Source organism: Sphingomonas sp. 2SG, from assembly GCF_005503285.1.
Taxonomy (GTDB): Bacteria; Pseudomonadota; Alphaproteobacteria; order Sphingomonadales; family Sphingomonadaceae; genus Sphingomonas; species Sphingomonas taxi.
On record NZ_SCMZ01000007.1, the window covers coordinates 1 to 25189 of the forward strand.

General features: G+C 69.2%; 31 protein-coding genes and 1 tRNA gene. 16 read left to right on the forward strand and 16 right to left on the reverse strand.

Annotated elements, in window-relative coordinates; genetic code table 11:
* Window positions 1-24: 24 nt before the first annotated feature.
* Together FFS23_RS04685 and FFS23_RS04690 are read left to right on the forward strand one after the other, a co-directional pair.
* Window positions 25-975: an aspartate carbamoyltransferase catalytic subunit gene (locus FFS23_RS04685; RefSeq protein WP_137897713.1), complete on the forward strand. Its 951-nt coding sequence runs from the start codon at window positions 25-27 to the stop codon at window positions 973-975.
* A complete protein-coding gene (locus FFS23_RS04690; protein ID WP_137897655.1) occupies window positions 972-2189 on the forward strand; it encodes a dihydroorotase in 1218 nt (405 codons plus the stop codon). Before FFS23_RS04685 ends, FFS23_RS04690 begins: the two co-directional genes overlap by 4 nt.
* Here the strand turns inward: FFS23_RS04690 and FFS23_RS04695 are convergent, their stop codons facing one another.
* Window positions 2190-3446 (reverse strand): SPOR domain-containing protein, encoded by a 1257-nt coding sequence (locus tag FFS23_RS04695; protein ID WP_137897656.1) that lies wholly within the window; start codon window positions 3444-3446, stop codon window positions 2190-2192.
* Window positions 3443-4162: an AAA family ATPase gene (locus FFS23_RS04700; RefSeq protein WP_137897657.1), complete on the reverse strand. Its 720-nt coding sequence runs from the start codon at window positions 4160-4162 to the stop codon at window positions 3443-3445. Before FFS23_RS04700 ends, FFS23_RS04695 begins: the two co-directional genes overlap by 4 nt.
* A 150-nt stretch (window positions 4163-4312) precedes the next feature.
* Between FFS23_RS04700 and FFS23_RS04705 the strand changes: the two genes are divergently transcribed.
* Window positions 4313-5311 carry an SPOR domain-containing protein gene (locus FFS23_RS04705; protein WP_137897658.1) on the forward strand — a complete coding sequence of 333 codons (999 nt, stop codon included), beginning with the start codon at window positions 4313-4315 and terminating at the stop codon, window positions 5309-5311.
* Window positions 5312-5327: 16 nt separating this feature from the next.
* Here the strand turns inward: FFS23_RS04705 and serB are convergent, their stop codons facing one another.
* Window positions 5328-6206, reverse strand: a complete 879-nt coding sequence (gene serB / locus FFS23_RS04710) for a phosphoserine phosphatase SerB (RefSeq protein ID WP_137897659.1) — start codon at window positions 6204-6206, stop codon at window positions 5328-5330.
* Here serB and miaA point away from each other — a divergent pair.
* The 5 genes from miaA to FFS23_RS04735 all read left to right on the forward strand — a co-directional run bounded on the left by miaA (window position 6205) and on the right by FFS23_RS04735 (window position 11480).
* The gene (gene miaA, locus FFS23_RS04715) at window positions 6205-7140 is read left to right on the forward strand and encodes a tRNA (adenosine(37)-N6)-dimethylallyltransferase MiaA (RefSeq protein ID WP_249340527.1); all 936 of its coding nucleotides are present in this window, start codon (window positions 6205-6207) and stop codon (window positions 7138-7140) included. The genes serB and miaA overlap by 2 nt on opposite strands.
* Before the next feature lie 66 nt (window positions 7141-7206).
* Entirely contained in the window at window positions 7207-8964 is a 1758-nt protein-coding gene (gene ilvB / locus FFS23_RS04720) for a biosynthetic-type acetolactate synthase large subunit (RefSeq protein ID WP_038661884.1), read from the forward strand.
* A 100-nt stretch (window positions 8965-9064) separates the two neighbouring features.
* Window positions 9065-9580 (forward strand): acetolactate synthase small subunit, encoded by a 516-nt coding sequence (gene ilvN / locus FFS23_RS04725; protein ID WP_038666951.1) that lies wholly within the window; start codon window positions 9065-9067, stop codon window positions 9578-9580.
* A gap of 44 nt (window positions 9581-9624) precedes the next feature.
* Entirely contained in the window at window positions 9625-10644 is a 1020-nt protein-coding gene (gene ilvC, locus FFS23_RS04730; RefSeq protein ID WP_137897661.1) for a ketol-acid reductoisomerase, read from the forward strand.
* A gap of 218 nt (window positions 10645-10862) precedes the next feature.
* Window positions 10863-11480, forward strand: coding sequence for a YceI family protein (locus FFS23_RS04735; RefSeq protein ID WP_137897662.1), 618 nt, complete (start codon window positions 10863-10865; stop codon window positions 11478-11480).
* Window positions 11481-11484: 4 nt separating this feature from the next.
* On the opposite strand, the gene FFS23_RS04740 is transcribed toward FFS23_RS04735, so the two are convergent.
* Entirely contained in the window at window positions 11485-11880 is a 396-nt protein-coding gene (locus FFS23_RS04740; RefSeq protein WP_137897663.1) for a BLUF domain-containing protein, read from the reverse strand.
* Between the two features lie 294 nt (window positions 11881-12174).
* Here FFS23_RS04740 and leuA point away from each other — a divergent pair, with 294 nt between their 5' ends.
* The 5 genes from leuA to FFS23_RS04760 all read left to right on the forward strand — a co-directional run bounded on the left by leuA (window position 12175) and on the right by FFS23_RS04760 (window position 16065).
* Window positions 12175-13830: a 2-isopropylmalate synthase gene (gene leuA, locus FFS23_RS04745; protein WP_137897664.1), complete on the forward strand. Its 1656-nt coding sequence runs from the start codon at window positions 12175-12177 to the stop codon at window positions 13828-13830.
* Between the two features lie 46 nt (window positions 13831-13876).
* Window positions 13877-14041 (forward strand): hypothetical protein, encoded by a 165-nt coding sequence (locus FFS23_RS20005; RefSeq protein ID WP_156143808.1) that lies wholly within the window; start codon window positions 13877-13879, stop codon window positions 14039-14041.
* 97 nt (window positions 14042-14138) lie between these two features.
* Window positions 14139-14333 carry a hypothetical protein gene (locus FFS23_RS04750; RefSeq protein WP_137897665.1) on the forward strand — a complete coding sequence of 65 codons (195 nt, stop codon included), beginning with the start codon at window positions 14139-14141 and terminating at the stop codon, window positions 14331-14333.
* A gap of 12 nt (window positions 14334-14345) precedes the next feature.
* Window positions 14346-15290 (forward strand): hypothetical protein, encoded by a 945-nt coding sequence (locus FFS23_RS04755; protein WP_137897666.1) that lies wholly within the window; start codon window positions 14346-14348, stop codon window positions 15288-15290.
* A gap of 271 nt (window positions 15291-15561) precedes the next feature.
* Window positions 15562-16065 (forward strand): cysteine hydrolase family protein, encoded by a 504-nt coding sequence (locus FFS23_RS04760; protein WP_137897667.1) that lies wholly within the window; start codon window positions 15562-15564, stop codon window positions 16063-16065.
* Between the two features lie 95 nt (window positions 16066-16160).
* On the opposite strand, the gene FFS23_RS04765 is transcribed toward FFS23_RS04760, so the two are convergent.
* Genes FFS23_RS04765 through folE form a run of 3 tightly spaced genes read right to left on the reverse strand, consistent with a single transcriptional unit; the run spans window position 16161 to window position 17867 of the window.
* Complete coding sequence (locus tag FFS23_RS04765; RefSeq protein WP_137897668.1) at window positions 16161-16511, reverse strand: dihydroneopterin aldolase; 351 nt, start codon at window positions 16509-16511, stop codon at window positions 16161-16163.
* Window positions 16504-17253, reverse strand: coding sequence for an SDR family oxidoreductase (locus FFS23_RS04770; protein ID WP_137897669.1), 750 nt, complete (start codon window positions 17251-17253; stop codon window positions 16504-16506). The genes FFS23_RS04765 and FFS23_RS04770 overlap by 8 nt, the downstream gene beginning before the upstream one ends.
* The gene (folE, locus tag FFS23_RS04775) at window positions 17247-17867 is read right to left on the reverse strand and encodes a GTP cyclohydrolase I FolE (protein ID WP_171009354.1); all 621 of its coding nucleotides are present in this window, start codon (window positions 17865-17867) and stop codon (window positions 17247-17249) included. The genes FFS23_RS04770 and folE overlap by 7 nt, the downstream gene beginning before the upstream one ends.
* 145 nt (window positions 17868-18012) lie before the next feature.
* Between folE and FFS23_RS04780 the strand changes: the two genes are divergently transcribed.
* Both FFS23_RS04780 and FFS23_RS04785 read left to right on the forward strand, forming a co-directional pair.
* Window positions 18013-18216, forward strand: coding sequence for a hypervirulence associated TUDOR domain-containing protein (locus tag FFS23_RS04780; protein ID WP_038661918.1), 204 nt, complete (start codon window positions 18013-18015; stop codon window positions 18214-18216).
* Between the two features lie 47 nt (window positions 18217-18263).
* Complete coding sequence (locus FFS23_RS04785) at window positions 18264-18524, forward strand: SWIB/MDM2 domain-containing protein (RefSeq protein ID WP_038661921.1); 261 nt, start codon at window positions 18264-18266, stop codon at window positions 18522-18524.
* Between the two features lie 110 nt (window positions 18525-18634).
* On the opposite strand, the gene FFS23_RS20010 is transcribed toward FFS23_RS04785, so the two are convergent.
* The 6 genes from FFS23_RS20010 to FFS23_RS04810 form a co-directional block, all read right to left on the reverse strand.
* Complete coding sequence (locus FFS23_RS20010; protein WP_171009353.1) at window positions 18635-18796, reverse strand: hypothetical protein; 162 nt, start codon at window positions 18794-18796, stop codon at window positions 18635-18637.
* Between the two features lie 186 nt (window positions 18797-18982).
* Window positions 18983-19059, reverse strand: a tRNA-Arg gene (locus tag FFS23_RS04790).
* A 43-nt stretch (window positions 19060-19102) separates the two neighbouring features.
* Window positions 19103-19534, reverse strand: a complete 432-nt coding sequence (locus FFS23_RS04795) for a DUF1178 family protein (RefSeq protein ID WP_137897670.1) — start codon at window positions 19532-19534, stop codon at window positions 19103-19105.
* Window positions 19531-20352: a carbon-nitrogen hydrolase family protein gene (locus tag FFS23_RS04800; RefSeq protein ID WP_137897671.1), complete on the reverse strand. Its 822-nt coding sequence runs from the start codon at window positions 20350-20352 to the stop codon at window positions 19531-19533. The genes FFS23_RS04795 and FFS23_RS04800 overlap by 4 nt, the downstream gene beginning before the upstream one ends.
* On the reverse strand, window positions 20349-20606 hold the full coding sequence (gene grxC, locus FFS23_RS04805; protein WP_038661930.1) for a glutaredoxin 3: 258 nt from the start codon (window positions 20604-20606) through the stop codon (window positions 20349-20351). Before grxC ends, FFS23_RS04800 begins: the two co-directional genes overlap by 4 nt.
* Window positions 20607-20637: 31 nt before the next feature.
* Window positions 20638-21393: a ComF family protein gene (locus tag FFS23_RS04810; RefSeq protein WP_137897715.1), complete on the reverse strand. Its 756-nt coding sequence runs from the start codon at window positions 21391-21393 to the stop codon at window positions 20638-20640.
* 66 nt (window positions 21394-21459) lie between these two features.
* Here FFS23_RS04810 and FFS23_RS04815 point away from each other — a divergent pair, with 66 nt between their 5' ends.
* Window positions 21460-22314, forward strand: a complete 855-nt coding sequence (locus FFS23_RS04815; protein ID WP_171009355.1) for a class I SAM-dependent methyltransferase — start codon at window positions 21460-21462, stop codon at window positions 22312-22314.
* A 306-nt stretch (window positions 22315-22620) separates the two neighbouring features.
* Here FFS23_RS04815 and uxuA read toward each other — a convergent pair whose 3' ends face one another.
* The 3 genes from uxuA to FFS23_RS04830 all read right to left on the reverse strand — a co-directional run bounded on the left by uxuA (window position 22621) and on the right by FFS23_RS04830 (window position 25170).
* A complete protein-coding gene (gene uxuA, locus FFS23_RS04820; RefSeq protein ID WP_249340522.1) occupies window positions 22621-23781 on the reverse strand; it encodes a mannonate dehydratase in 1161 nt (386 codons plus the stop codon).
* A 106-nt stretch (window positions 23782-23887) separates the two neighbouring features.
* A complete protein-coding gene (locus tag FFS23_RS04825) occupies window positions 23888-24685 on the reverse strand; it encodes a FadR/GntR family transcriptional regulator (RefSeq protein ID WP_052075584.1) in 798 nt (265 codons plus the stop codon).
* Between the two features lie 95 nt (window positions 24686-24780).
* The gene (locus tag FFS23_RS04830) at window positions 24781-25170 is read right to left on the reverse strand and encodes a response regulator (protein ID WP_137897674.1); all 390 of its coding nucleotides are present in this window, start codon (window positions 25168-25170) and stop codon (window positions 24781-24783) included.
* Window positions 25171-25189 lie beyond the last annotated feature (19 nt).

Below are 25189 nucleotides of genomic sequence, written 5' to 3' on the forward strand. Positions count from 1 at the left end.
TCGGACCACCGCCCCGCTGCCCTGATCCAGGGTGGCGCCGTCTTCCCGCACCGGCACCTCACCGGCATCGACGGGCTCCAGCCGCATGAGATCGCCTTTCTGCTCGACGAGGCGGAGAGCTGGGTCGCGGCGAACCGCAGCCATGCCGCGCCCGACAAGCGGCTCGACGGCCTTACCCAGATCAACGCCTTTTTCGAGAACAGCACGCGCACGCTGCTGAGCTTCGAGATCGCCGGCAAGCGGCTCGGCGCCGACGTAGTCAACATGCACGCGGCGCAGTCGAGCGTGAAGAAGGGCGAGACGCTGATCGACACCGCGCAGACGCTCAACGCGATGCGCGCCGACGTCATCGTCATCCGCCATATGGCGAGCGGCGCGGTGCGGCTGATCGCCGACAAGGTCGATTGCCCGGTGCTCAACGCCGGCGACGGCCGCCACGAACATCCGACGCAGGCGCTGCTCGACGCGCTCACCATCCGCCGCCGCAAGGGCTCGATCGCCGGCCAGCGCGTCGTGATCTGCGGCGACGTGCTGCACAGCCGCGTCGCGCGCTCGAACATCCTCGCGCTCACCGCGCTCGCCGCCGAGGTGCGCGTCTGCGCGCCATCGACGCTGATGCCCGCCGGGATCGAACGGATGGGGGTGACGCCGTTCACCGATTTCGACGCGGCGCTGGTCGGCGCCGACGTGGTGATGATGCTGCGCGTCCAGAACGAGCGGATGGCGGGCGGCTATATCCCGTCGAGCCGCGAATACCGGCTGCGCTACGGGCTGACGCCGGAACGGCTGGCGAAATTGCCCGACGCGCTGGTGATGCATCCGGGGCCGATGAACCGGGGGGTGGAGATCGATTCGGTGGTGGCGGACGGGCCGCAATCGGCGATCACCGAGCAGGTGGAGATGGGCGTGGCGGTACGGATGGCGTGTCTCGACGTGCTTACCCGGCGCGCGCGCGGCGTGGAGGGCTGGGCATGAGCGTGATCGCCTTCCTCGATGCGCGGCTCGCCTGCCCCGTCGCCGGCGTCGCGCCGGGCGGGCTGCTGGTCCGCGACGGCGTAATCGTCGCGCGCGGCACGTTCGAGCTGCCCGGCGATGCGGTGACGGTCGATTGCGGCGGCAAGCTGCTGGCGCCGGGGATCGTCGACCTCGGCGTGTTCAAGGTCGATCGCGACGCCTGCCGCGCCGGCGGCATCGTCCGCGTCGCGCTGATGCCCGACGGCAATCCGGTGCTCGACGATCCCGGCGTCGTCCAGCGCGCCGCGCTGATCGGCAAGCCCGATCTGTGGATCCACCCGATCGCCGCGGCGACGCAGGGCCTCGCCGGCACCGACATGGCGGAGATGGCGATCTGCATCTCGGCCGGCGCGCGCGCGGTGGGGACGGGGCGCGGCTGGATCGCCGACAGCGGGGTGATGCTGCGCGTCCTGTCCTATGCCCGCGACCTCGACATCGCGGTGGTCGCGCATGGCGAGGACGGCGCGCTGACCGCGGGCGCGGTGGCGACCGACGGCGAGACGGCGACGCGGCACGGCCTGCCCGCCGCGCCGGCGGTGGCCGAGGCGCTGGCGGTGGCGCGCGACCTGATGCTCGCCGAGGAAAGCGGCGCGCGTCTCCACATCCGCCAGGCGACGACCGCCGCCGCCTTCGACCTGATCCGCGCCGCCAAGCGCCGCGGCGTGCGCGTCACCTGCGGCATCACCCCCGCGCATCTCCATCTGTCGGACATCGCGATGAGCGACTTCCGCACCTACGCCCATCTCTCGCCGCCGCTGCGCAGCGAAAGCGACCGGCAGGCGGCGCGCGCCGCTGTGGCGGACGGGACGATCGACGTCCTGTCCTCGGGCCACGACCCGCACGGGCCAGAGGCGAAGCGCCTGCCCTTCGTCGATTCGGCGGCGGGCATGGCGGGGGCGGAGACGCTGCTGCCGCTCGGGCTGCTGCTGGTGCGCGACGGCGTGCTGCCGCTCGAGCGATTGCTGGCGATGCTCGCGGTCAACCCGGCGCAGGTGCTCGGGCTCGACACGGGGACGCTGGAGGTCGGCAAGCCCGCCGACCTGATGCTGTTCGATCCCGACACGCCGTGGCAGGTCGACGGCGAGGCCTTCGCCTCGGCGGGCAATACGCCGTTCGACGGCCTGCCCGTCCAAGGCCGGGTGCTCAGGCTGTGGAAGGCCGGGCGCGAGGTCTGATCAGCGCGCCGCCACCTGCACCGGCGCGCGCAGCCATTGCGCGATCCGGTCGCCGGCCTCGCGGCGGACGAAACAGGCGCCGCCCTCGGCGCGATAGCGGCCGCACAGCCGGTCCGCCTCGGCGCGGCTGAATCCGCCCACCGACACGCGGTAGAGCGACCCCTGCGCCGCCGCGACCATCGTCCCGGTCGGCCGCTGCCCGGTCAGTGTTGCGAAGCGCCGCGTCGCCTCGGTCCACCCGGACTTGGCGACCGCGACGTTGCTGTACGCGCCGATCTGCACATACCAGTCGCCTGCAACCGCTGCGGGTACCTTCAGCGCCACCGCCTGCCGTACCGGCGCGACGGCGGCGCGCAGCATCGTCGGCAGCGGCTGCGCCACCTCCTGCGGCGGCGCGAACACGACGCGGGTGAACGGCGAGGCCGGCGCCGGCGTCTCGACCGCGGCGGTGCGTACGGGCGCCTCCTGCGTCGGCACCACCGGTACCGGCGCGTTGAGCGCCAGCGCGACCGGTCGCCCGCCGTCGGCGCCGGCGGTCACGCCGAGCAGGCTCGCCACCTGATCCGACGCCGCGCGCGGCTGCGCGAAGGCCGCCCATTGCTCCAGCCGCGCATCGACATCGGCAGGCGACATATCCGCCGCCGCCGCGACCCGCGCCATCGCCCATTGACCGGCGAGCGCATAGCTCAGCGCCAGATTCTGCCGCAGCTTCGCGTCGGCACCCGGTTCGCGCGCCGCCGCGTTGAGCGTCGCGATCGCCCCGGCCGGATTGCCGGCGAGCGCGGTGGCGAGGCCGAGGTCGCCGACCGGGATGATCGCCGCGTTGCGCGTCAGCGTCGCCTGCGCCGCCGACCAGTCGCCGGTGGCGATCTGCGCCAGCGCGAGGCTCAGCGCCGCCTTGCCGTTGCCCGGCGTCAGTTCCAGCACCTCGGCGAAGGTATCGCGCGCCGACGCGAAGCGCCCCGCCTGCTGATACGCCTGCCCCAGCACCAGCCGATAATCCGCATTGCGCGGCGCCAGCGCCACCGCCGCCTCGGCGCGTTCGATCGCGGTGGCGGGATCGCGTTTGGCCAGCGCCCGCACGGCCCCGTCGGCGTGCCGCTCCGCGGTCCGCGCGACGATCCGGTCGTTGCGATCGCTCGCCGCGGCGATCCGCCCGCTGCCGCCGGTACATCCGACCACCGAGCCGCCGAGCACCAGCGCCGACAGGCCGAAGGTCAGGACCAGCCGCGGGGTGGAAGAGATCACGGCGCTCATGCCCCGACCACCCGGCGACCGAAGCCGCCCGTCGCCGGGCGCGGCCCGAAGCCGCCGCCATGCACCGTCGGCACGCTGAACACGGTACGGCGGAAATTGGTCTCGAGCCGTCCGGAAATGTAGCTCCACAGCTGCGCGATCTCGGCCGCCGACCGGCCGCCGGGATCGACCTCCATCACCGTGCGGCCGTCGGTCATCGCCGTGGCGTAATCGAGGCGCTGGTGGACGATCACCGGCGCGACGCTGCCATGTTGCGCCAGCGCCACTGCGGCGTCGGCGTTGATCGGCGCGTCGGGCATCGCGGCGTTGAGGACGAAGATCAGCGGCTTCCCCGCGCGCTGGCACAGGTCGACGGTTGTGCCCACCGCGCGCAGATCGTGCGGCGACGGCCGCGTCGGCACGACGACCAGCTCGGCGGCGGCGATGACGCTCTGGATCGCGAGCATGTTCGCCGGCGGCGTGTCGATCATCACCAGCTTGACCCCCTGCTGGCGCAGCATCTCAAGATCCGCCTGGAGCCGCGCGACGACGGTCTGCGCGAAGGCGGGATAGGCCGTGGTGCGATCACCCCACCAGTCGGCCAGCGTACCGTGCGGATCGATGTCGATGAGGACCACCGGGCCGTGCCCTGCGAGCTGGGCCTGCACCGCGAGATGTCCGGACAATGTCGTCTTGCCCGAACCACCCTTTTGCGATGCCATCGCGAGAACGCGCATAGGCCCCCTTCAATCTGTGCCGTCAAATCGTAAGCGAACCTGACAGGACAGCGCTAACAGGCGGTTAATGTAGCGCTTTGCGCGATGTGGCTTTGCCTGCGCGCGCGTCCGGGGCATGATGCGGCCGATATGGTGAAGAGGGTGACGAGGATGCGGAATACCGGTTGGATGGCGGTTGCGCTGGTGGCTTGCATCGCCGTTGCCGCGCCGGCCGGGGCGCAGGCGGTCAAGGCGGGCGTCGAGGCCTGGACCCGGGGTGACTTCGCCGGCGCGGTGGCGCAATGGCGCGGCCCGGCGGTCGCGGGCGACGCCGATGCGCAGTTCAACCTCGGCCAGGCATACAAGCTCGGCCGCGGCGTGCCGCTCGATCCGGCGCTGGCGGAAAGCTGGTTCCGCAAGGCGGCGCTGCAAGGCCATCCGCAGGCCGAGGACAATTACGGCTTCGCGCTGTTCCAGGCCGGTCGCAAGGCGGAGGCCGCGCCGTGGCTGGAGAAGTCGGTGCGGCGCGGCGAGCCGCGTGGCCAGCTGGTGCTCGGCACGATGCTGTTCAACGGCGACGGCGTGCCCCGCGACTATCCCCGCGCCTACGCGCTGATGACGATGGCGTCGCAGGCGGGGCTGAAGTCGGCCTCGGAGACGCTGGCGCAGATGGACCAATATATCACGCCTGCCGACCGTCAGCGCGGCACGGCGCTGGCGCAGCGCTACGCGACCGACCTGCGCGCCGGTCCGCCCGCCGCCGACCGCGGCGGCATGATGGCGGCAGAGGCGACCGCCCCGCGCCGCGGCACCGTTCCGATCGCCACTCCGGCGAAGGCACCGCCGCGCCAGAAACCGGCCCCCGCCGATGTGTCGCCCGACCGCCCGGTCGCCGATCGCATCGTGGCGCATGAGAAACGCCCCGCCCCACCCCGGCCCGCGGCGGCGCCCGCCGGCGGCGCGTGGAAGATCCAGCTCGGCGCGTTCAGCACGCAGGCGAACGCGCAGACGCAATGGTCGCGGGTGCGCGGCAAGCTCGCCGGCACGCAGCCGGTCTATGCCAAGGCCGGCAATGTGATCCGCCTGCAAGCGAGCGGCTTCGCATCGAAGGCGGCGGCGCAGAAGGCGTGCGCGACCGCGGGCGTCGCATGCGTGGTCGTCGCGCCTTAGGTCCGCCCGGCGAGCGTTATCCGTCGACCCAGTCGGCGCGCCGATAACCCTGCGCATAGAGCAGCGCCGACAGGTCGCCATGATCGACGCGCGCGCCGGCCGCTGCGGCGACGATTGGCTTGGCTTGATAGGCCACGCCCAGCCCCGCCCGCTTGATCATCGCAAGGTCGTTGGCGCCGTCACCCACCGCGAGCGACAGCGCGGGATCGATGCCGCGCTCGGCGATCCAGGCGAGCAGCGTGTCCTCCTTGGTCGCCGATCCGACGATCGGTTTGGCGACGGTGCCGGTCAGCCGGCCGCCCTCGATCAGCAGCACGTTGGCGATTGCGCGATCGAAGCCGATCTCGGCGGCAACGGGGTCTGCGAAGCGGGTGAAGCCGCCCGAAACCAGCACCGCCGCCGCGCCGTTCGCCCGCATCGTCCGCACCAGCGCCTTCGCGCCCGGCATGATCCGCACCCGCTCGGCGAGACATTGCGCGATGACCGCCTCGTCCAGTCCCGCGAGCAGCGCGACGCGCGCGTCGAGCGCCCCCTCGAAATCCAGTTCGCCGCGCATCGCCGCCTCGGTCACCGCGGCGACGTCCGCCTTGATGCCGGCATAATCCGCGAGCTCGTCGATGCACTCGACGGTGATCATCGTCGAATCCATGTCGGCGACGATCAGCGCCTTGCGCCGCGTCGCGGTCGGCTGGACGATGACGTCGGTGCGGGGCAAGGCGCCCTCCAGCGCCGTGCGCGCGGCCGCCGGATCGGCCGTGAAGACGACGTCCGCCGCCACACCTTCGTCCAGCCATGCGACGTCGCCGGGGGCGCAACCGGCCGCGGCGAGGCGATCCGTCGCCGCCGACAGGTCGCCTGACCCGAGCGTTTCGCCTATGAGCGTCGCGGTGAACATCGCAGCCTCCAACCCCAAACCAAGGGTCGCGCTCATCGCAGGGCCGACCGCCAGCGGCAAGTCCGCCGCCGCGATCGCGCTCGCGCAGTCGCACGACGGCGTCGTCATCAACGCCGACGCGAGCCAGGTCTATGCCGATCTCGCCGTCCTGACCGCTCGCCCGAGCGTCGAAGAGGCCGCCGCGGCCCCGCATCGCCTGTTCGGCCATATCGACGCCGCCGACGCCGGCTATTCCGCCGCACGCTGGGCCGCCGAGGCGCGGAGGGAGATCGCCGCGGCGCATGGCGCGGGCAGACTGCCGATCCTCGTCGGCGGCACCGGCCTGTATCTGCGCACCTTGCTCGACGGCATCGCGCCGGTGCCGGAGATCGATCCCGCGATTCGCGCCGCCGTGCGCGCGCTGCCGGTCGCCGACGCGCATCGGCTGCTGACGATCGAGGATGCCGAGGCCGCCGCGCGCCTCGCCCCCGCCGATACGACGCGGGTCGCGCGCGCGCTCGAAGTGGTCCGGTCCACCGGCCGGCCGCTCGCCGCGTGGCAGCGTGAGCGCGCGGGCGGGATCGGCGATGCGATCGATCTCGCCGCGGCCATTCTGCTGCCCGATCGCGAGACGCTGTTCGCCCGGATCGACGCGCGTTGCGTCGCGATGTTCGATCAGGGCGCCATCGACGAGGTCGCCGCGCTGCTCGCCCGCGCGGACCTGCCTAACGATGCGCCGATCCGCCGTGCGATCGGGGTGCCGCCAATATCGGCGCTGCTGGCGGGAACCGCCGACCGCGATACGGCGCTTGCCCGCATACAGCTCGACACCCGGCGCTATGCCAAACGGCAATATACCTGGTTCCGTAATCAACCGCCGGACAACTGGTTACGCGAGACACTTTCTAACGGTTTGATTGATTCGATAGCAAGTTTGTTGCGCAAAGAGGGTTGACCCCATCCTGCCGCACCGCTAACCGCACCGCAACATTTTCCGTATACCAACATTTGGAGACAGACCGTGGGCGAAAAGAGCGGAGCAGACATCCTGGTCGAGGCGCTGTGCGATCTCGGCGTGGAGGTCGTGTTCGGCTACCCCGGTGGGGCGGTCTTGCCGATCTATGACGCGATGTTCCGCGCCAATGCGAACGGCGCGCGGCTCAAGCACATCCTCGTCCGCCACGAGCAGGCGGCGACGCATGCCGCTGAGGGTTATGCGCGCTCGACGGGCAAGCCCGGCGTCGTGCTCGTCACCTCGGGGCCGGGCGCGACCAATGCGGTCACCGGCATCACCGACGCGTTGCTCGACTCGATCCCGATGGTCGTCATCACCGGGCAGGTGCCGACCGCGCTGATCGGCACCGACGCCTTTCAGGAGGCGGACACGGTCGGCATCACACGCCACTGTTCCAAGCACAATTATCTGGTGAAGGACCCGGCGACGCTCGGCGCGACGATCCACGAGGCGTTCCATATCGCGACCTCGGGCCGCCCCGGCCCGGTCGTCGTCGACATTCCCAAGGACGTCCAGGTCGCGACTGCGCGCTACAGCAAGCCCGGCCCGATCCAGCACAAGACCTATCGCCCGCAGGTGAAGGCATCGCAGCCGCAGATCGAGCAGCTCGTCGACATGCTGGCCGCGGCAGAGCGGCCGATCCTCTACACCGGCGGCGGGATCATCAATTCGGGTCCGGCGGCGTCGCAATTGCTGCGCGAGCTGGCGCGGATCACCGGTGCGCCGGTGACCTCGACGCTGATGGGCCTCGGCTGCTTCCCCGCCTCGTCCGACCAGTTCCTCGGCATGCTCGGCATGCACGGGACCTATGAGGCAAACATGGCGATGAACCAGGCCGACCTGATCGTCGCGATCGGCAGCCGCTTCGACGATCGCGTCACCGGCCGGCTCGACGCGTTCAGCCCGAACAGCCGCAAGGTCCATATCGACATCGACCGGTCGAGCGTGAACAAGAACGTCCGCGTCGATCTCGCGATCATCGCCGATGCCGGCCATGCGATGGAGGACATGGTCCGCATCTGGAAGGCGCGCCAGCATCCCAAGCCGGACACGCGCGAATGGTGGAACCGGATCGCCGGCTGGCGTGCGGTGAAGAGCCTGAGCTTCCCCGAGACGGGCGAGGCGATCATGCCGCAGCGCGCCGTCCGCGCCTTGTGGGAGGCGACGCATCGCCGCGACCCGATCATCACCACCGAGGTCGGCCAGCACCAGATGTGGGCCGCGCAGCATTTCGGCTTCGAAAAGCCCAACAAATGGCTGACCAGCGGCGGTCTCGGCACGATGGGCTATGGCCTGCCCGCGGCGATCGGCGCGCAGCTCGGCAATCCCAACGCGCTGGTCATCGACATCGCCGGCGAAGCCTCGATCCAGATGAACATCCAGGAGCTCGCCACCGCCTCGCAATACCGGCTTCCGGTCAAGATCTTCATCCTCAACAACGAATATATGGGGATGGTGCGTCAGTGGCAGGAGCTGACCTACGAGAGCCGTTATGCCGAAAGCTATTCGGATTCGCTGCCCGATTTCGTCAGGCTCGGCGAGGCCTATGGCTGGAAGGGCATCCGCATCGAGACGATGGGCGAACTGGACGACGGCATCCAGGCGATGCTCGACCATGACGGGCCGGTGATCGTCGACTGCCGCGTCGCCAAGCTGGCGAACTGCTTTCCGATGATCCCGTCGGGTGCCGCGCATACCGACATGATCCTGCAGGCCAACGAAGTGTCCGGTACGATGGACGACGAGGCCAAGGCGCTGGTCTGACCCGACCAGACCGTCGCCCTGGCGAAAGCCGGGGTCTCGCGCTGCAAGCGCGCGCTCATATCATAGGGAGACCCCAGCGTTCGCTGGGGTGACGATGCGGATGCATATCAAGACCGAAGCTGCCGAACGCCACACGCTGGCGGTGATCGTCGACAACGAGCCGGGCATCCTCGCCCGGATCGCCGGCCTGTTCACCGCGCGCGGCTACAATATCGAGAGCCTGACCGTCAGCGAGATCACCGCCGACAAGACGGTCAGCCGCATCACGATCGTCACCAGTGCCTCGCCGGCGACGATGGAGCAGATCATCGCGCAGCTCGACCGGCTGGTGCCCGTCCACAAGGTCACCGACCTCACCGCGCAGGGCGCGCACGTCGAGCGGGAACTGGCGCTGGTCAAGGTCGCCGGCACCGGCGACCACCGGATCGAGGCGCTGCGCCTCGCCGATGTCTATCGCGCCCGCGTGGTCGATGCGACGACGACCAGCTTCGTCTTCGAGGTGACCGGCGCGATCGAGAAGATCGACAAGTTCGTCGAACTGATGGGCGAGGTCGGCCTGATCGAGGTCGCCCGCACCGGCATCGTCGCCATCGCCCGCGGCCGCGAGGCGGCCTGAGTTTTACCCCCCACCCGTCACCCGCGGTGACGAAAGGAAGAAGCATGAAAGTCTATTACGATCGCGACGCCGATCTGAACCTGATCACCGACAAGAAGATCGCCATCATCGGCTATGGCTCGCAGGGCCATGCGCATGCGCAGAACCTGCGCGACAGCGGCGTCAAGGACGTGGCGATCGCGCTGCGCGAGGGCTCGGCGACTGCCAAGAAGGCGATCGACGCCGGCTTCGCGGTCAAGTCCAACAAGGAAGCGGCGCAATGGGCGGACATCGTCATGATTCTCGCCCCCGATGAGCATCAGGCGGCGATCTGGGATGCGGACCTCAAGGGCAATATGAAGCCCGGTGCGGCGCTCGCCTTCGCGCACGGCCTCAACGTGCATTTCGGCCTGATCGAGCCACCCGCGGACATCGACGTCATCATGATCGCGCCCAAGGGCCCGGGCCACACCGTCCGCTCGGAATATGTCCGCGGCGGCGGCGTGCCCTGCCTGATCGCGATCCATCAGGACGCCAGCGGCAACGCGCATGACGTCGCGCTCGCTTATGCCAGCGGCGTCGGCGGCGGCCGTTCGGGCATCATCGAAACCAACTTCCGCGAGGAATGCGAGACCGACCTGTTCGGCGAGCAGGCGGTGCTGTGCGGCGGCATCACCCATCTGATTCAGGCGGGCTTCGAGACGCTCACCGAGGCGGGCTACGCGCCCGAGATGGCCTATTTCGAGTGCCTGCACGAGACCAAGCTGATCGTCGACCTGCTGTATGAGGGCGGCATCGCCAACATGCGCTATTCGATCAGCAACACCGCCGAATATGGCGACATCACCACCGGCCCGCGGATCATAACCGACGAGACCAAGAAGGAGATGAAGCGCGTGCTCGCCGACATCCAGTCGGGCCGCTTCGTCAAGAACTTCGTCCTCGACAACCGCGCCGGCCAGCCCGAGCTGAAGGCGGCGCGCAAGCAGGCCGCCGCGCATCCGATCGAGAAGGTCGGTACCGAGCTGCGCGCAATGATGCCGTGGATCGGCGCCAACAAGCTGGTCGACAAGGACAAGAACTGACCCATGATCGTCATCCCGGCGGAGGCCGGGACCCATGGTCACGATGGTGTCGGCGTTGTGCGAAACCTCGACCGCGCCGCAACCATGGGTCCCGGCTTTCGCCGGGATGACGAAAGTTTGTGTCGATCAGATCACCAACGATCCGTTTCGGCTTTGCCCCTTCCGATTGTCACAAACCCATGGTTTAACCTCCGAAACAACCTTCGGAGCTTCCCCCCATGCGTCTCATCCTCGCCGCCGTGCTCGCAACGGCCGCCGTCCCCGCCGTCGCCCAGATCATCCCGACCGCGCCGGGCCAGCCCGGCCAGCCTAGCGCGAAGGTCCCCGCCGGCACCTATCAGGTCGATCCCGCCCACACGCAGGTGTCGTGGGAGGTCAACCACATGGGCTTCTCGATGCTCCAGGGCATGTTCGGCGCCTCGACCGGCTCGATCACCATCGATCCCGCCAAGCCCGCCGCCGCCAAGGTCGACGTGACCTTCCAGATCGCCGAGCTCGCGGTCACCGCGGCGCCGTTCGCCAAGCACCTCCAGTCGCCCGACTTCTTCGACGCCGCCAAATATCCGACCGCGCGCTTTGTCTCGACGAGCGTGACGCCGCGTGGTGGCAACAAGGCGACGATCACCGGCAATCTGACGATCAAGGACCAGACCAAGCCGGTGACGATCGACGCGACCTTCGTCGGCGCAGGCGCCAACCCGATGAGCAAGAAGCTCAACTTCGGCTTCAACGGCACCGCGACGATCAAGCGCAGCGACTTCGGCGTCGGCGCCTATGCCCCGGTCGTGTCGGACGAGGTCAAGCTCCACATCCACGCCGCCTTCGCCGCGCAATAACCGGTCAGGCCGCGCGCCGCACCTTGGCGAACCCCGCGAACGTCGGCCGCACCGCCGGGTCGGCGTTCGCGGTGAGCCTGCCGATCCGCTCCAGCGGATCGCCGCCGTCCTCGCCCGGCGCCTGATAGGCCATCGCCCATTCGCCGAACTCGCGCTGCTCGATGCTGCGGTTCGAAAGCACCACCAGCGCGTGATGCCGGCCGTCCGCCTGGATACGCGCGAACGTGGCGTCGACCGTGGCATCGTCGCCTTCCAGCGCCTGAAGGAAGCGCTTGCCGTCGAAGAATAGCAGGCCCGTCACCCGCGCCCGCGCATTGTTGCGTCGCGACTGGGCGAGGATCACCGCCGGATCAACCTCCGCCGGTTTCCGCACGCTGCTGATATAGACGAGCTGACGCATTCCAAGCCCTTCAAAACATATGTTAATGTGAGACCTTTCCGCCTCTCTGCCGGCTAGACCGGTGAGGCTTAACGGAGCGTCAACGCCAATTTGGCGCCGCTCGGCGGTGGACAAGTCCTGCCGCCTCGGCCATGACCCGCATCGACATGGACCGCACGACCCTTCTTCTGCGACTTATCCGCCCTTAGGGCGGCGGTTGCTCGTGCACGCCTCCCTAAGGGCCGGATAACGCTTCAGCGCCACCCAGCCGCGTCCGACGATCAGCGTCCGCGGCGCCACAGACGGGACCGATACATGCTCCGCGATCCTTCGACCAAATACCGCCCCTTCCCGACCATCGACCTCCCCGACCGGCAATGGCCGTCGCGCGTCATCACCCAGGCGCCGCGCTGGCTGTCGACCGACCTGCGCGACGGCAATCAGGCGCTGATCGACCCGATGGACGCCGAAAAGAAGACGCGGTTGTTCGACCTGCTCGTCAAGGTGGGCCTCAAGGAGATCGAGGTCGGCTTCCCCTCGGCCGGGGCGACGGAGTTCGATTTTATCAGCGGGCTGGTGAAGACCGGCCGCATCCCCGACGACGTGTTCGTGCAGGTGCTCACCCAGTCGCGCCGCGACCTGATCGAGACGAGCTTCGCCAGCCTGGACGGCGCGAAACAGGCGATCGTCCACCTCTACAATGCGGTGTCGCCGGCGTGGCGCAAGATCGTGTTCGGCATGACCCGCGACGAGGTGAAGCGGATCGCGATCGAGGGCGTCAAGGTGCTGCGCGACGAGGCGGCGAAACGCCCCGACACCGACTGGCGGTTCGAATATAGTCCCGAGACCTTCTCGACCGCCGAACTCGATTTCTCGCTCGAAGTCTGCGCGGCGGTGATGGACGTGCTCCAGCCGACGGCCGACAAGCCGATCATCTTCAATTTGCCCGCGACGGTCGAGTGCGCGACGCCCAACGTCTATGCCGACCAGATCGAATGGTTCGGCCGCAACATCCCGAACCGCGAGTGCGTCGTGATCTCGCTCCACACCCATAATGACCGCGGCACCGGCGTCGCCGCGGCGGAGCTGGGGCTGATGGCGGGGGCCGATCGCGTCGAGGGCTGCCTGCTCGGCAATGGCGAGCGGACCGGCAATTGCGACCTCGTGACCGTCGCGCTCAACATGTACACGCAGGGCGTGTCGCCGGGCCTCGACCTGTCGGACATCGACGGCATCGTCAACACGATCAATTATTGCACCAATATCCCGGTGCATCCGCGCACGCCTTATGCCGGCGATCTGGTGTTCACCGCTTTCTCGGGCAGCCATCAGGACGCGATCAAGAAGGGCTTCGCAGCGCAATCGGCGCGCAACGATGAATTGTGGGAAGTCCCGTATCTGCCGATCGATCCGGCCGATCTCGGCCGCAGCTACGAGGCGGTGATCCGCGTCAATTCGCAAAGCGGCAAGGGCGGCGTCGCCTGGGTGATCGAACAGGACAAGGGGCTGAAGCTGCCCAAGCGTCTGCAAGCGGATTTCAGCCGCCACGTCCAGGCGCTCGCCGACGAAACGAGCCGCGAACTCGGTGCCGCCGACATCTGGGGCCGGTTCGAGGCGACCTATCTGCCGCGCGACGACGACCGGTTCGTGTTGCGCGATTACGAGGAGAGCGGCAGCGCGGGCGACCGCCTGTTCGTCGGTCGCGTCGCGGTCGACGGCGCGGAACGGTCGATCTCGGGCCGTGGCAACGGGCTGATCTCGGGCGTGATCGCTGCGCTCGGCGAGACCGGGCCGGACCTCGACGTGGTCGATTACAGCGAACATGCGATCGGCCATGGCGCCGATGCGCAGGCCGCCGCCTATGTCGAATGCCGCACTGCGGACGGGCGCACCGTGTTCGGCGTCGGCATGGACACCGACATCGCAACCGCGAGCGTGCGTGCGGTGCTGAGCGCCGCCAACCGGGCCTGATCGCGGCCCCGCCCGCGTGGAGCCAGCGCGGGCGGTGTTGGACGACATGGACAAGATGGACACCTTAACGGAAACGATCCAGCCCGATCGTTTCCGTTTCTGCACCCATCGCATCGCCGAGTCGCAAGTCGATTGCGGCGGAGGATTGCCTGCCGCCGGAAATATATCGTTCGACATCAAGCCGATGAGAAAGAGCCGGGGAGGATATTAGCCGCGGCGCGGCCTGTAGGACAGGCCTTGATTGCTTGTTTCGCACGGTGCGTTAGTCTGGCGCGGGTCCGAAGGTCTTGCTGCTGGAGAAGCACATCATGCCGATGATCGTCGCACTGGCGCTCGCTACGCCGCAGGTCTGTACCGATGTGGCGAAGGCCTGCCGCGCGTGCACCGCCAAGGACGGCAAGACGGTGTGTTCGGACATCGGCATCGCCTGCCAGCCGAAGCTGCGCATTTGCCGGCCGCACAAGGTGCCGGAGACGCGGGCCACGCCCCGGCCCGCGCGTTGAGGGAGAGCGGATATGCGCGCCCTGCCGCTGATCCTCTCCATTCTTCTGCTAGGCGCCGCGCCGGCGGACGTGCCGATCGGCCAGTTCCGCGAGTGGCTGTCTTTCAAGAAGCAGCCGCTCGACTTCGCCTCGGGCGGCGTGACCGTGCACGTCGCGGCCTTGCCCTGCCCTGCGAAGCCCGTCGGCGATACCTCATGTCGATGGGACGGATTCAACAATCAGGGGTCGGTAACGGTGAGTGCGCCGGGGATCCGCCCGCTGACGGTGACGACCGATCGGCAGAGTGAATATGCACGCATCGCAATCGTGCGCTTCGAGCCGCACGACCCGCGCCCCGGCGTGATCGTCGAGAGCCAATACGGCGGCTCCGGGGGCGTGCTGACCGTCCAGTTGTTGCTGCCGGTCGACGACGGCTATCGCGCCGTGCCGATGGGGCGACATGACGGCGCGTTTCTTGAAGGCCGGATTGCCGATTTTCCTGCGGACCGGTCGGGCGACGGCCGGATCGATCTGATCTTGGGAGATAGTGCGTTCGGTTCGACGTTCGGCTGCAACGGCTGCACACCGCGGCCGCCGCGGATATTCACGGTGATCGAGGGCGTACCGACGGACGTGAGCGACGATCCGGCGCTGCGCAGCGTCTTCGCGGCGGATATGAAGCGATTGGCACCGAGGTGCTTTTCCAGCGAGCCGGATCGCAACGGTAGCTGCGCCGCCTATGTCGCGGATGCCGCCCGCGCCGGGCAGTTCGCGGCGGCCTGGGCGGCGATGCTGCGTCACTACGAACATGGGAAGGACGTTCGGCAATTCTGCGACTCGCACGGCTCGGCGGAACAGCATTACGCCTGCAAGCCCGGGCATGAGACGCGATATCGCGACTTTCCGGAGTCGCTGCGAGCGTTCCTGATCCGTGCCGGGTATCTGCCGCGGCGTGGCGCGACGGTGCCCGCATCGTGACGACGATGGTGCTGGCTATGAGGTTCGCTGGATCAGCGCGGACTTGTTCGAGACCTTTGCGAAAGTCTCGGTCACCAACAAATCAACGCAGTACTCCTGCGAACGCAGGAGCCCAGAGCCAAGTAAAACAACATCTCATTGCGTTCGGGACTCCTGGGCTCCTGCTTTCGCAGGAGCACTGCTGATATATCATGGGATATCCAACAACCGGATATTTTTCACCCTGTTCTACTCACCCGTAATTTCCTCTCGCGACAGTCCGGAGCATCACATGACCCGCGCGTTTCTCGTCATCGATATCCAGAACGACTATTTCCCCGGTGGCGTCCTGCCGCTGTGGGAAGCGGAGGCGGTCGAGGCGCGGATCGTCGCGGCGATCGGGCGGGCGAAGGCGCAGGAGGATCGCGTGATTCTGGTCCGGCACGAGTCGCCGGCTGACGCCGGGCCGTTCGTGCGGGGCAGCGCCGGGGCCGAGATTCGTCCTGCGATCCTCGCCGCCGCGGGGGACGCGCCGGTCGTCGTGAAGCGGCATGCCGATGCGTTTCAGGATACCGATCTCGCGGCGCAACTGACGGGGATCGAAGAGCTGATCGTCGGCGGCATGATGACGCAGAATTGCGTCGTGTTCACCGCCTTGTCGCGGGCGGCCGACGGATGGCGGGTGCAAGTGGTCGGCGACCTCTGCACCGCGCCGATCGAGGTCGTGCACCGGATCGCGCTCAACGCGCTCGGCTCGAAGACGGTCGTCAGCGCGGCGGCGGACGTCTGGCGCTGAGGCTGTTGCGGGAGCGACCCGCGTCCGCCGGGGCGGCACACATCGCGGCGTTCCTTGACGGTCATGCCCCCCTCCCCCCAAGGGAGATGCAGGGCCTAGCGGGTGCGGACGATCTCGCAGCCGACCGCGGCGTCCGGATAGACGTCGGGCTTGAGCGAGCGGACGCGGACCTGCCGGACGCGCGGGTCGGCGAGGCAGAGCGCGGCGATCGCCTCGACCAGCGTCTCCTGCAAGGCGAAGCCGGGGCCGGCGGCCATCGCGAGGATGCCGTCGCGCAGGAAGTCGTAGTCGAGCACCTCGTCGATCGCGTCGGCGCTCGGCGGGTTGGCATAATCGACCGTCATCCACACCGACAGGCGGACGCGCTGCGGTGCCGCCTCGTGCGGGTGGATGCCGAGCCGCATCGCCACCTCGAGCCCGTCGAGGATCGTGGTGTAATCAGCCATTGCGTCCCTCGAACATCACGTCGCCGTCGCGGCGCAGGAAACGCTGGCCGCAGTCGACGTAGAGCGTCTGGCCGGTGACGCTGCGCGCGCCGAGCAGATAGACCACCGCCTCGGCGACCGCCGCCGCGCCGACCGGGCGGCGCAGCAGATTGTCGGCGGCGACGGCGGCAAATTCCGCCTCGCTCTGGTCGCCGCTCGGCAAGGTGATGCCCGGCGCGACGGCATTGACGCGGACCTTCGGCGCCAGCGCCTGCGCGAGCATCTCGGTCGCGCCGGCCAGCGCGTATTTGCTCAGCGAATAACTGAAGAAATCGGGGTTGGGGTTGGCGAGCTTCTGGTCGAGCAGGTTGACCACCGCGCCGTCGGCCAGATCGTCCTGCGCGGCGAGCGCGGCGGCGAGCATCGCCGGGGTCACCGCGTTGATCGCGTGGAGCCGCGCCGCCAGCGCGGGGTCGAGCGCCTCGGGCCGGTCGTAGGCGAAGAGCGAGGCGCTGTTGACCAACGCGGCGATCGGCCCGCCGGCGGCGTCGCGGGCGCGGGCGAACAAGGCCGCTGCGCCGGCGGGGTCGGCGAGATCGCCGTGCACGGCCGCGCCGCCCAGTTCCGCCGCCAAAGCCTGCGCTTCGTCGGCGGAGGCGCCGTAATGTACCACCACGCGCCAGCCGGCGGCGGCGCAGGCACGCGCGGTCGCCGCGCCGAGCCGCTTCGCACCGCCGGTGACGAGGACGGTGCGGGTCAACATCCCATCAGCGCCAGCACTTCCTTGCGGCTACGGTCGTCCTCGCGGAACACGCCCATCATCCGGCTGGTCACCATCGACACGCCCGGCGTGCGCACGCCGCGCGCGGTCATGCAGGCGTGGCTCGCCTCGATCACCACCGCAACGCCCTGCGGCTTGAGATTGTCCCAGATGCAGTCGGCGACCTCGGCGGTGAGCCGCTCCTGCACCTGCAACCGGCGGGCGAAGCCGTGCAGCACGCGGGCGAGCTTGCTGATCCCGACGACGTGATCGCGCGGCAGATAGGCGATGTGCGCCTTGCCGATGATCGGCGCCATGTGATGTTCGCAATGCGACTGGAAGGGGATGTCCTTGAGCAGGACGATCTCGTCATAGCCGCCGACCTCCTCGAACACGCGCGCCAGATGGCGGGCGGGATCGTCGGCATAGCCCGCGCAATATTCCTTCCACGCCTTGGCGACGCGGCGCGGCGTGTCGATCAACCCTTCGCGGCCGGGGTCGTCGCCGGCCCAGCGGATCAGGGTGCGGATCGCCTCGGCGACCTCAATGGGGACGACCGGCGCGTCGCCGGTTGCGGCGGTGGCGCCCTCGTCCGGCGCGTGGTGCTGATCGGTCATGCTGCGTTCCTTGGTCCTGCCGCCGGTGGCGGTGCCGGCCCGTCATAAGTTCGTTTCGGCAACGCGTCCAACCGCCCCGCCGCACCGCGTGCAACCCTTTGCCGTATCCGCGCTTTGTTGTGGGCGTAACGAACGGAGAGAGACGATGGCGGACCTCAAGAAGGGCGACGAAGTGACCTGGAAGAGCCACGGCGGCACCGCGCACGGCACGGTCGAGAAGAAGCAGACGAGCGACACCGCGATCAAGGGCCATACCGTCCGCGCGTCGAAGGACGACCCCCAATATATCGTAGAGAGTGACAATGGTGGAAAGGCAGCGCACAAGGCGACCGCGCTGAAGAAAGCGTAACGTTTAGAGCACCCGGGATCGACCGGGTGCGAGCAGGAAGGAATGCGATGGCTACGACTACCAAGACCGGCGGCATCCACGCGCCCGTGCAGCCCTCCCCGGAGCTCGGCGCGATCGTCGGCAACGAGAAGCTGCCGCGCAGCCAGGTGATCAGCAAGGTGTGGGAATATATCAAGTCCAACAACCTGCAGAACCCGGAAAACAAGCGCGAAATCCTTGCAGACGACAAACTGCAGAAGGTGTTCGGCCGCGACAAGTGCACGATGTTCGAGATGAACAAGTACATTTCGCAGCACGTGAAGGCCTGAACCCTACACGGCTTTCGATCGGGAGCATCGCGCCACTTGCGGCCGGCGATGCTCCCGACGTCAATAGTCTCGATCGATCGGGATGCGCCGCGGTGCGCCGCGGCGCCGGTTCAGCGTGAGCGGGCCGGCAGGAACGGCAATGCGATCGCCGAGGCGATGATCATCACCACGCCGACCAGCACATAGAGCCAGAAGGCGAGTGGCTTGATTCGCGATCCGCCGAGGGCGGGCGAGTCGGCGTCGACCGGCGCGCTGATCGTCTGGCTCAACATAGTCGCCCCCAAATGGCTGGTCCTGCTGCCCGTTTAGCAGCGGATTGTTGCCGGCATTTTGCAGTCCGGCAGACCGCCCCCCGGCGGTCATGAAGGCGCGCTATGCGCGGCGCGACCGAAAGTTGCAAGCCGGACCGATCTGGACCGATGACCCGGCACGCGACGGGACCGGCGAGAGGGCGGTGATGGTGACCCCGGCGCGATTCGAACGCGCGACCTACAGATTAGGAATCTGGCGCTCTATCCGGCTGAGCTACGGGGCCACTGCGATCCTGATACCGGGCGGCGCGGGGCGGGTCCAGCGGCTCAATTCGTCTTTTCGGGCGGCACCACCGGGCAGAGCAGCGGCGCCACCGGCACGCCGTCGGCGACCATCGCCTTCGCCTCGGCGAGGCTGGCCTGACCATGGATCGGGCGGACGACCTCGTCGCCGTCGTGCATCGCGCGCGCCCGAGTCGCAAAGTCGCTGCCGACCCACGACGAGGTGGCGAGCGTCCTGGCCTGGTCGGCGGCGATCTCGCGCAGCGCCGCCTTGATCGCCGCGGCGGGCGGCGGATCGGCGCGGCGATTGCTTTTGGCCGGGATGCTCGGCGCCATCATCGCCTTGGCGATCGCGGTGTCGCCGCACATCGGGCAGGCGAGCAGCCCCGCCGCCGCCTGCGCGTCATAGGCCGCGCTCGACGCGAACCACGCCTCGAAGACGTGATCCAGCCCGCAGCGCAGGTCGAAGACGATCACGCGCGGGTGACCGGCGGGATCGCGCGGGCATGGTCGAGCACCGGGATGCGGGCGCGGACGTCGGCGACGCGCGCCGGGTCGATCTCGGCAAGCCCCAGCCCGCGCGCCTCGCCCATGTCGAGCAGCACGTCGCCCCACGGATCGATGACCAGCGAATGGCCGTAGGTGGTGCGGCCATCGGCATGCGCGCCGGCCTGCGCGGCGGCGACGACGAAACAGCCGGTCTCGATCGCGCGGGCGCGCATCAGCGCGTGCCAATGCGCCGCGCCGGTCGGGCGGGTGAAGGCGGCGGGGATCGCGAGCACCTCCGCCCCCGCCGCGGCGAGCGCGGCATAGAGCGCGGGAAAGCGCAGGTCGTAGCAGATCGACAGACCGAGCGGCCCGACCGGCGCATCGACGACCACCGCCGCGTCGCCGGGAGCGTAAGCGGCGGATTCACGCCAGCTTTCGCCGGTCGGCAGGTCGACGTCGAACAGATGGAGCTTGTCGTAGCGCGCGCGGATTGCGCCGGCGGCGTCGATGACGAAACTGCGGTTGGCGGAGCGGCCATCGGCACGCCGCACCGCCAGCGAGCCGACATGCACCCACAGGCCGGCGACCGCCGCGGTCTCGCGGACGCTGGCAAGCACCGGATCGTCGGCCTCGGCGTGGATCGATGCGGCGGCGCGGGCGCGGTCGCGATCGATCAGCCCCGCCATCTCGGGCAGGAACACCATGCCGGCGCCGTTGGCGGCCGCGGCGGTGATGCCGTGGCGCATGTCCGCGGCATTGACGGCAGGATCGATCCCGCTCGTCATCTGCAGCAGCGCGATCCTCATGCCGCGAGCAGCGGGTCCAATCCTCCGCGCGCGTTGAGCGCGGCGAGATCGTCCGAGCCACCGATATGCGTGCCGTCGATGAATACCTGCGGCACGGTGGTGCGGCCGTTGGCGCGCTGGATCATCTCCTGCCGCTGCGGCCCGCCAAGCGAGATGTCATATTCCTGCGGCGACACGCCCTTGGCTGCCAGCAACGCCATCGCGCGCGTGCAATAGGGACAATATGCCTTGGTGTAGATTTCGACCTTTGCCATAGGCTTGAGGTGTGGGCTGAGGACCGGCTTGTCAATCGCCCGCCGCCCCCGACCCGACCACCCGTGCCCAGCACAGCACCACCACCGCGGCGGCCCCGGCGCGCAGCAACACCTGCGTACAGGCGGCGGCGGTGGCGCCGCTGGTATAGACGTCGTCGACCAGCGCGATCGTCCTGCCCGCCACCCGCGCGGGATCGGGCACCGCGAACGCGCCGGCGACCGCCTGCCGCCGCCGACCGCGACCAAGCGCGCGCAGCGGCACGGTGGCGCGGCGGCGGACCAGGGCGAACGGATCGTGCGCGATGCCGGTGCGACGGCGGACCGCGGCGGCGATCAGCGCCGCCTGGTTGAACCCGCGACTCCACAGCCGCCAGCGGTGCAGCGGCACCGGCACGAGCAGGTCGATGCCGGGTGGCAGCGTCGGCGCCATCCGCTCCGCCATCGTCGCGGCGACCCCGATCCGGCCGCCATATTTCAGCTTGAGCGCCAGCCGCCGCGCCACCGGTCCGTAGGCGACGGCGGCGCGGATGCCGGCATGGCGCGGCGGATCGGCGAGGCAAGCGGCGCAGCGTGCGTCGGCGCCGCGGTCATGCGCGAACGGCCGGTTGCACGCGGCGCACCACGGCGGGGTCAGCCAGCGCAGCCCGCCCCAGCATGGCGCGCAGAAGCGGTGATCGGCGGCCACCGGCGTCCCGCAGCCGGGGCAGCGCGGCGGCAGCGCCGCGGCGGCGATCGGGCCGAAAAGCGACGCCAGCGCACGGCGACCGTGCGCCGCGATCGCTGCCAGCCCGCTCACGCCGATCGTCCGCATGGCCGCTTGTCGCGCACCGCCGCAACAGGCACAAGCCGGGCGGTGAACGCCAACGCCATCTTCGACCGCCCTGCCCGCCGCCTGCGCCGCGACCGCGCCGCCGACGGCTATCCCGACCACGCTTTCCTGCGCGACGTCATGGTCGAGGGGCTGCTCGAACGGCTCGACGCGGTGAAGCGCGCGTTCACCGACGTGCTCGACATCGGCGTGCCCGACCGCAGCCTCATCGTGCCCAGCGCACGGATCGCACGGGTCGATCCCGGCTTCCGCTTCGCGCAGGCCGCGGGCGGCGTACAGGGCGACGAGGAGCGGCTGCCGTTCGCCGACGGCAGTTTCGATGCGGTGCTGAGCGCCGGCGTGCTCGATCAGGTCAACGACCTGCCCGGTGCGCTGACGCTGATCCGGCGGGTATTGCGGCCCGACGGGCTGTTCCTCGGCGCGTTCCTCGGCGGCGGCAGCCTGCCCGCGCTGCGCGCGGCGCTGCGCATCGCCGAGGGTGAACGGCCGGCGGCGCGGCTGCACCCGCAGATCGACGTGCGATCCGCGGGCGACCTGCTGATGCGCGCCGGCTTCGCGCTGCCGGTCGCCGACATCGAGACGTTCGACGTCCGCTATGCGAGCTTCGGGCGGCTGCTCGACGATCTGCGCGGCATGGCGGCGAGCAACATCCTGATCGGCCGCTCGGCGATGACGCGCGGCACGCTGGCCCGGACCGCGGCGGCGTTCGCCGCGGCGGCGGGGCCGGACGGCCGGACCACGGAGCGCTTCTCGATCGTGTTCCTCACCGGCTGGGCGCCCGACGCCTCGCAACCGAAACCGGCGCGGCGCGGCAGCGCCACCTCGTCGCTCGCCGCCGCGCTGCGCGTACCGTCTTCGCCGCCGCCGAAGGCCGATTAGGGAAGAGCAATGTTCACGCGGAGGCGCGGAGGCGCGGAGATGTTGCGCTTGCCGCACTAGCGGCTCCTCCCATCAGCGATGAGATGACAGGGCCACGCAGCCCCAAGCGATGCATCTCCGCGCCTCCGCGCCTCTGCGCGAACATCATCTTTTCTTTCACATTCGTTTAGCTGGCGGGCGTCATCGACCTTTTGATGTCAACGTCGTCGAAGCACCGTGAGAGTCGACAGGCTCAGGGCGAACGCTGAGGAAGCTAACGATCTTGTTCGCAGGCAGTCTCCACGGCCTGTACCGACATGCCGCTTGTCAGACCCCTCCCGCCTCGCGGGCGTGGATCAGCCCGGCTTCGAGACCGCGCAGTTCGGCGAGGCCGCGCAGGCGGCCGATCAGCGAATAGCCGGGGTTGGTGCGCTTGTGCAGGTCGTCGGCCATCTGGTGACCGTGGTCGGGGCGCATCGGCAGCGCACGCCCGGTTCGCCGTTGCAGATCGACCACCGCCGCGACGATCGCCGCCATGTCGGCGTCGCCGCGCAGATGCTCGGCCTCGTGGAATGCGCCGTCCGCCTCGCGCTGCACCGAGCGGAGATGGAGGAAGCCGATCCGCTCGCCGAGGCGACGGACCATGCCGGGCAAATCGTTGTCCGCACGTACGCCCAGCGAGCCGCTGCAGAAGCACAGGCCGTTGGCGGGCGACGGCACCGCGGCGAACAGCGCGGTCACGTCCGCCTCGGTGCTGACGACGCGGGGCAGGCCGAAGATCGGGAATGGCGGATCGTCGGGATGGACGACGAGCCGGATCCCCTCGGCCTCGGCGATCGGACAGACTGCGGCGAGGAAGGCGACGTGGTTGGCGCGCAGCTGGTCGGCGTCGATCGCGGCGTAACTGCCGATCCGGCGCAACAGTTCGGCCGAGGTGAAACTTTCCTCGCTGCCCGGCAGACCGGCGATGATCGTCCGCTCCAGCCGGTGACGGCCCGCCTCGTCGAGCGCGGCGAAGCGCTGCGCCGCCGCAGCGACGACGGCGGGGGAATAGTCCGCCGCCGCATCGGGCCGGCGGAGGAGATGGATGTCGTAGGCGGCGAGCGCATGCAGCTCGAAACGCAACGCGCGGGCGCCATCGGGCAATTCCCAAGCGAGGTCGGTCCGCGTCCAGTCGAGCAGCGGCATGAAATTGTAGGTCACGACGGTGATGCCGTGCGCAGCGAGGCGGCGAAGGCTGACCGCATAGGCCTCGATCAGGCGATCCCAGTCTGCGGACCGGGTCTTGATCCCCTCGGCGACGGGCAGGCTCTCGACCACCGTCCACGCGAGGCCGGCGTCCTCGATCATCCGCTTGCGGGCGGCGATCGCATCGTCGGGCCAGGCGTCGCCGTTCGGGACCTCATGCAGTGCGGTCACCACTTCGGTCGCGCCGGCCTGCCGGATCGCGGCGAGCGGCACCGGATCGTTCGGGCCAAACCACCGCATGGTCTGGGTCATCATCATCTCGCCGCCATCCCCCTCCTGGTAGGGCGTGACTAGCAGCGCAATGATTGGTCTGACAACCTAGAAGCGTCCGGTTTGCCGATTTGCGTCAGGCGACGGGCGATACGCCATAGCGCTGGCGGGTGCTGGCGAGCGAACGACGCACCTCCTCGACCGCGAGTTCCTCGGTACGGAACAGCAGATGATCCATCACTGCCGACAGATGCGCGCGCATCGCAGCGCGGGCGGCATTGGCGTCGCGCGCGCGGAGCGCGTCGATGATCGCGGCATGTTCCTCGACCACCGGCCGGACCTTGGCATTGCGCGCCTTGGCGTGGAGCAACGCACATTCGGGCGAGGTCGAGCGCAGATGCCACAGATCCTCGATCGTGCGCAGCACGCCGGCGTTGCGGGTGGCGGCGGCGATGGTCAGGTGGAAATCGCGATCGGCCTCCTCGGTCACCTCGGGCAGCAGGTTCTCGGTCGCCATCGCAGCGACCAGCGCGTCGAGCCGGTCGATCTGGTCGTCGGTGACGTGCAGCGCCGCCAGTGCCGCCGCCTCGCCTTCGAACATCAGCCGCACCTCGGTGAGTTCGAAGGCGGTGATCGCGAAGCCGGGCTCCTCGCCCTGCCCCGGCAGGCGGCAGACATAGGCCCCGGAGCCGACGCGGACCTCAATGAACCCCTGCACCTCCAGCGCGATCAACGCCTCGCGCACCGCCGGGCGGCTGGCGCCATATTCGATCGCAAGCTCGCGTTCGGCGGGCAGGCGGTCACCGATCGCAAACGCGCCCGAAGCGAGCTGGTCGAACAGCTTGCGGGCGAGGCGCTGGTAGAGGCGATCGCTGGTGGCGCTCTCCTTGCCGAGATCGACCTTCGATGGGCGGCGGATGGTCGGCTTGGGCATCGGACTTACCAATTACAGCGGGTTGAGCGTTCTCGATACTACGAGAGGCACGGGCATGGGAAGGCCGCGTCGTGTGCGATCGCAACCGGTATCGGTCAGACGAGCATCCCGCCATCGGCATCGCGCGCGAGGATACGGCCCATCGCCTCGAACAGGGCGTCCATCGCGACCGGCTTGAACAACACCTCGTCCGCCCCCGCGGCGATGCACCGCTCGCGCAGGTCGAGCGCGGTGTCGGCGGTGATGACGATGATCGGCACCGCCGCCTTGCCGTCGGCGCGCGCGCGGATGTGGCCGATCGCGGTGATGCCGTCCATGCCGGGCATGCGCAGGTCGATCAGCAGCATGTCGAAATCCTGCACGTCGATCGCCTGTAACCCGTCTTCCGCGCTCTCCGCCTCCATCATCGTAACCCCGGCGACATCGAGCATGTCCCTGACGACGCGGCGGTTCATCCGATCGTCTTCGATGAACAGGACGTTCATCGGGAGGGCTGCGGGGTCG

What these genes read in the sequence shown, in the direction of transcription:
- FFS23_RS04690 (WP_137897655.1), top strand. Translation starts at nt 972, where the DNA reads ATGAGCGTGATCGCCTTCCTCGATGCGCGGCTCGCCTGCCCCGTCGCC.
- FFS23_RS04695 (WP_137897656.1), bottom strand. Translation starts at nt 3,446, where the DNA reads ATGAGCGCCGTGATCTCTTCCACCCCGCGGCTGGTCCTGACCTTCGGC.
- FFS23_RS04700 (WP_137897657.1), bottom strand. Translation starts at nt 4,162, where the DNA reads ATGCGCGTTCTCGCGATGGCATCGCAAAAGGGTGGTTCGGGCAAGACG.
- FFS23_RS04705 (WP_137897658.1), top strand. Translation starts at nt 4,313, where the DNA reads ATGCGGAATACCGGTTGGATGGCGGTTGCGCTGGTGGCTTGCATCGCC.
- serB (WP_137897659.1), bottom strand. Translation starts at nt 6,206, where the DNA reads ATGTTCACCGCGACGCTCATAGGCGAAACGCTCGGGTCAGGCGACCTG.
- ilvN (WP_038666951.1), top strand. Translation starts at nt 9,065, where the DNA reads ATGCATATCAAGACCGAAGCTGCCGAACGCCACACGCTGGCGGTGATC.
- ilvC (WP_137897661.1), top strand. Translation starts at nt 9,625, where the DNA reads ATGAAAGTCTATTACGATCGCGACGCCGATCTGAACCTGATCACCGAC.
- FFS23_RS04735 (WP_137897662.1), top strand. Translation starts at nt 10,863, where the DNA reads ATGCGTCTCATCCTCGCCGCCGTGCTCGCAACGGCCGCCGTCCCCGCC.
- FFS23_RS04740 (WP_137897663.1), bottom strand. Translation starts at nt 11,880, where the DNA reads ATGCGTCAGCTCGTCTATATCAGCAGCGTGCGGAAACCGGCGGAGGTT.
- leuA (WP_137897664.1), top strand. Translation starts at nt 12,175, where the DNA reads ATGCTCCGCGATCCTTCGACCAAATACCGCCCCTTCCCGACCATCGAC.
- FFS23_RS20005 (WP_156143808.1), top strand. Translation starts at nt 13,877, where the DNA reads ATGGACAAGATGGACACCTTAACGGAAACGATCCAGCCCGATCGTTTC.
- FFS23_RS04750 (WP_137897665.1), top strand. Translation starts at nt 14,139, where the DNA reads ATGCCGATGATCGTCGCACTGGCGCTCGCTACGCCGCAGGTCTGTACC.
- FFS23_RS04755 (WP_137897666.1), top strand. Translation starts at nt 14,346, where the DNA reads ATGCGCGCCCTGCCGCTGATCCTCTCCATTCTTCTGCTAGGCGCCGCG.
- FFS23_RS04760 (WP_137897667.1), top strand. Translation starts at nt 15,562, where the DNA reads ATGACCCGCGCGTTTCTCGTCATCGATATCCAGAACGACTATTTCCCC.
- FFS23_RS04765 (WP_137897668.1), bottom strand. Translation starts at nt 16,511, where the DNA reads ATGGCTGATTACACCACGATCCTCGACGGGCTCGAGGTGGCGATGCGG.
- FFS23_RS04770 (WP_137897669.1), bottom strand. Translation starts at nt 17,253, where the DNA reads ATGTTGACCCGCACCGTCCTCGTCACCGGCGGTGCGAAGCGGCTCGGC.
- folE (WP_171009354.1), bottom strand. Translation starts at nt 17,867, where the DNA reads ATGACCGATCAGCACCACGCGCCGGACGAGGGCGCCACCGCCGCAACC.
- FFS23_RS04780 (WP_038661918.1), top strand. Translation starts at nt 18,013, where the DNA reads ATGGCGGACCTCAAGAAGGGCGACGAAGTGACCTGGAAGAGCCACGGC.
- FFS23_RS04785 (WP_038661921.1), top strand. Translation starts at nt 18,264, where the DNA reads ATGGCTACGACTACCAAGACCGGCGGCATCCACGCGCCCGTGCAGCCC.
- FFS23_RS20010 (WP_171009353.1), bottom strand. Translation starts at nt 18,796, where the DNA reads ATGTTGAGCCAGACGATCAGCGCGCCGGTCGACGCCGACTCGCCCGCC.
- FFS23_RS04800 (WP_137897671.1), bottom strand. Translation starts at nt 20,352, where the DNA reads ATGAGGATCGCGCTGCTGCAGATGACGAGCGGGATCGATCCTGCCGTC.
- grxC (WP_038661930.1), bottom strand. Translation starts at nt 20,606, where the DNA reads ATGGCAAAGGTCGAAATCTACACCAAGGCATATTGTCCCTATTGCACG.
- uxuA (WP_249340522.1), bottom strand. Translation starts at nt 23,781, where the DNA reads ATGCGGTGGTTTGGCCCGAACGATCCGGTGCCGCTCGCCGCGATCCGG.
- FFS23_RS04825 (WP_052075584.1), bottom strand. Translation starts at nt 24,685, where the DNA reads ATGCCCAAGCCGACCATCCGCCGCCCATCGAAGGTCGATCTCGGCAAG.
- FFS23_RS04830 (WP_137897674.1), bottom strand. Translation starts at nt 25,170, where the DNA reads ATGAACGTCCTGTTCATCGAAGACGATCGGATGAACCGCCGCGTCGTC.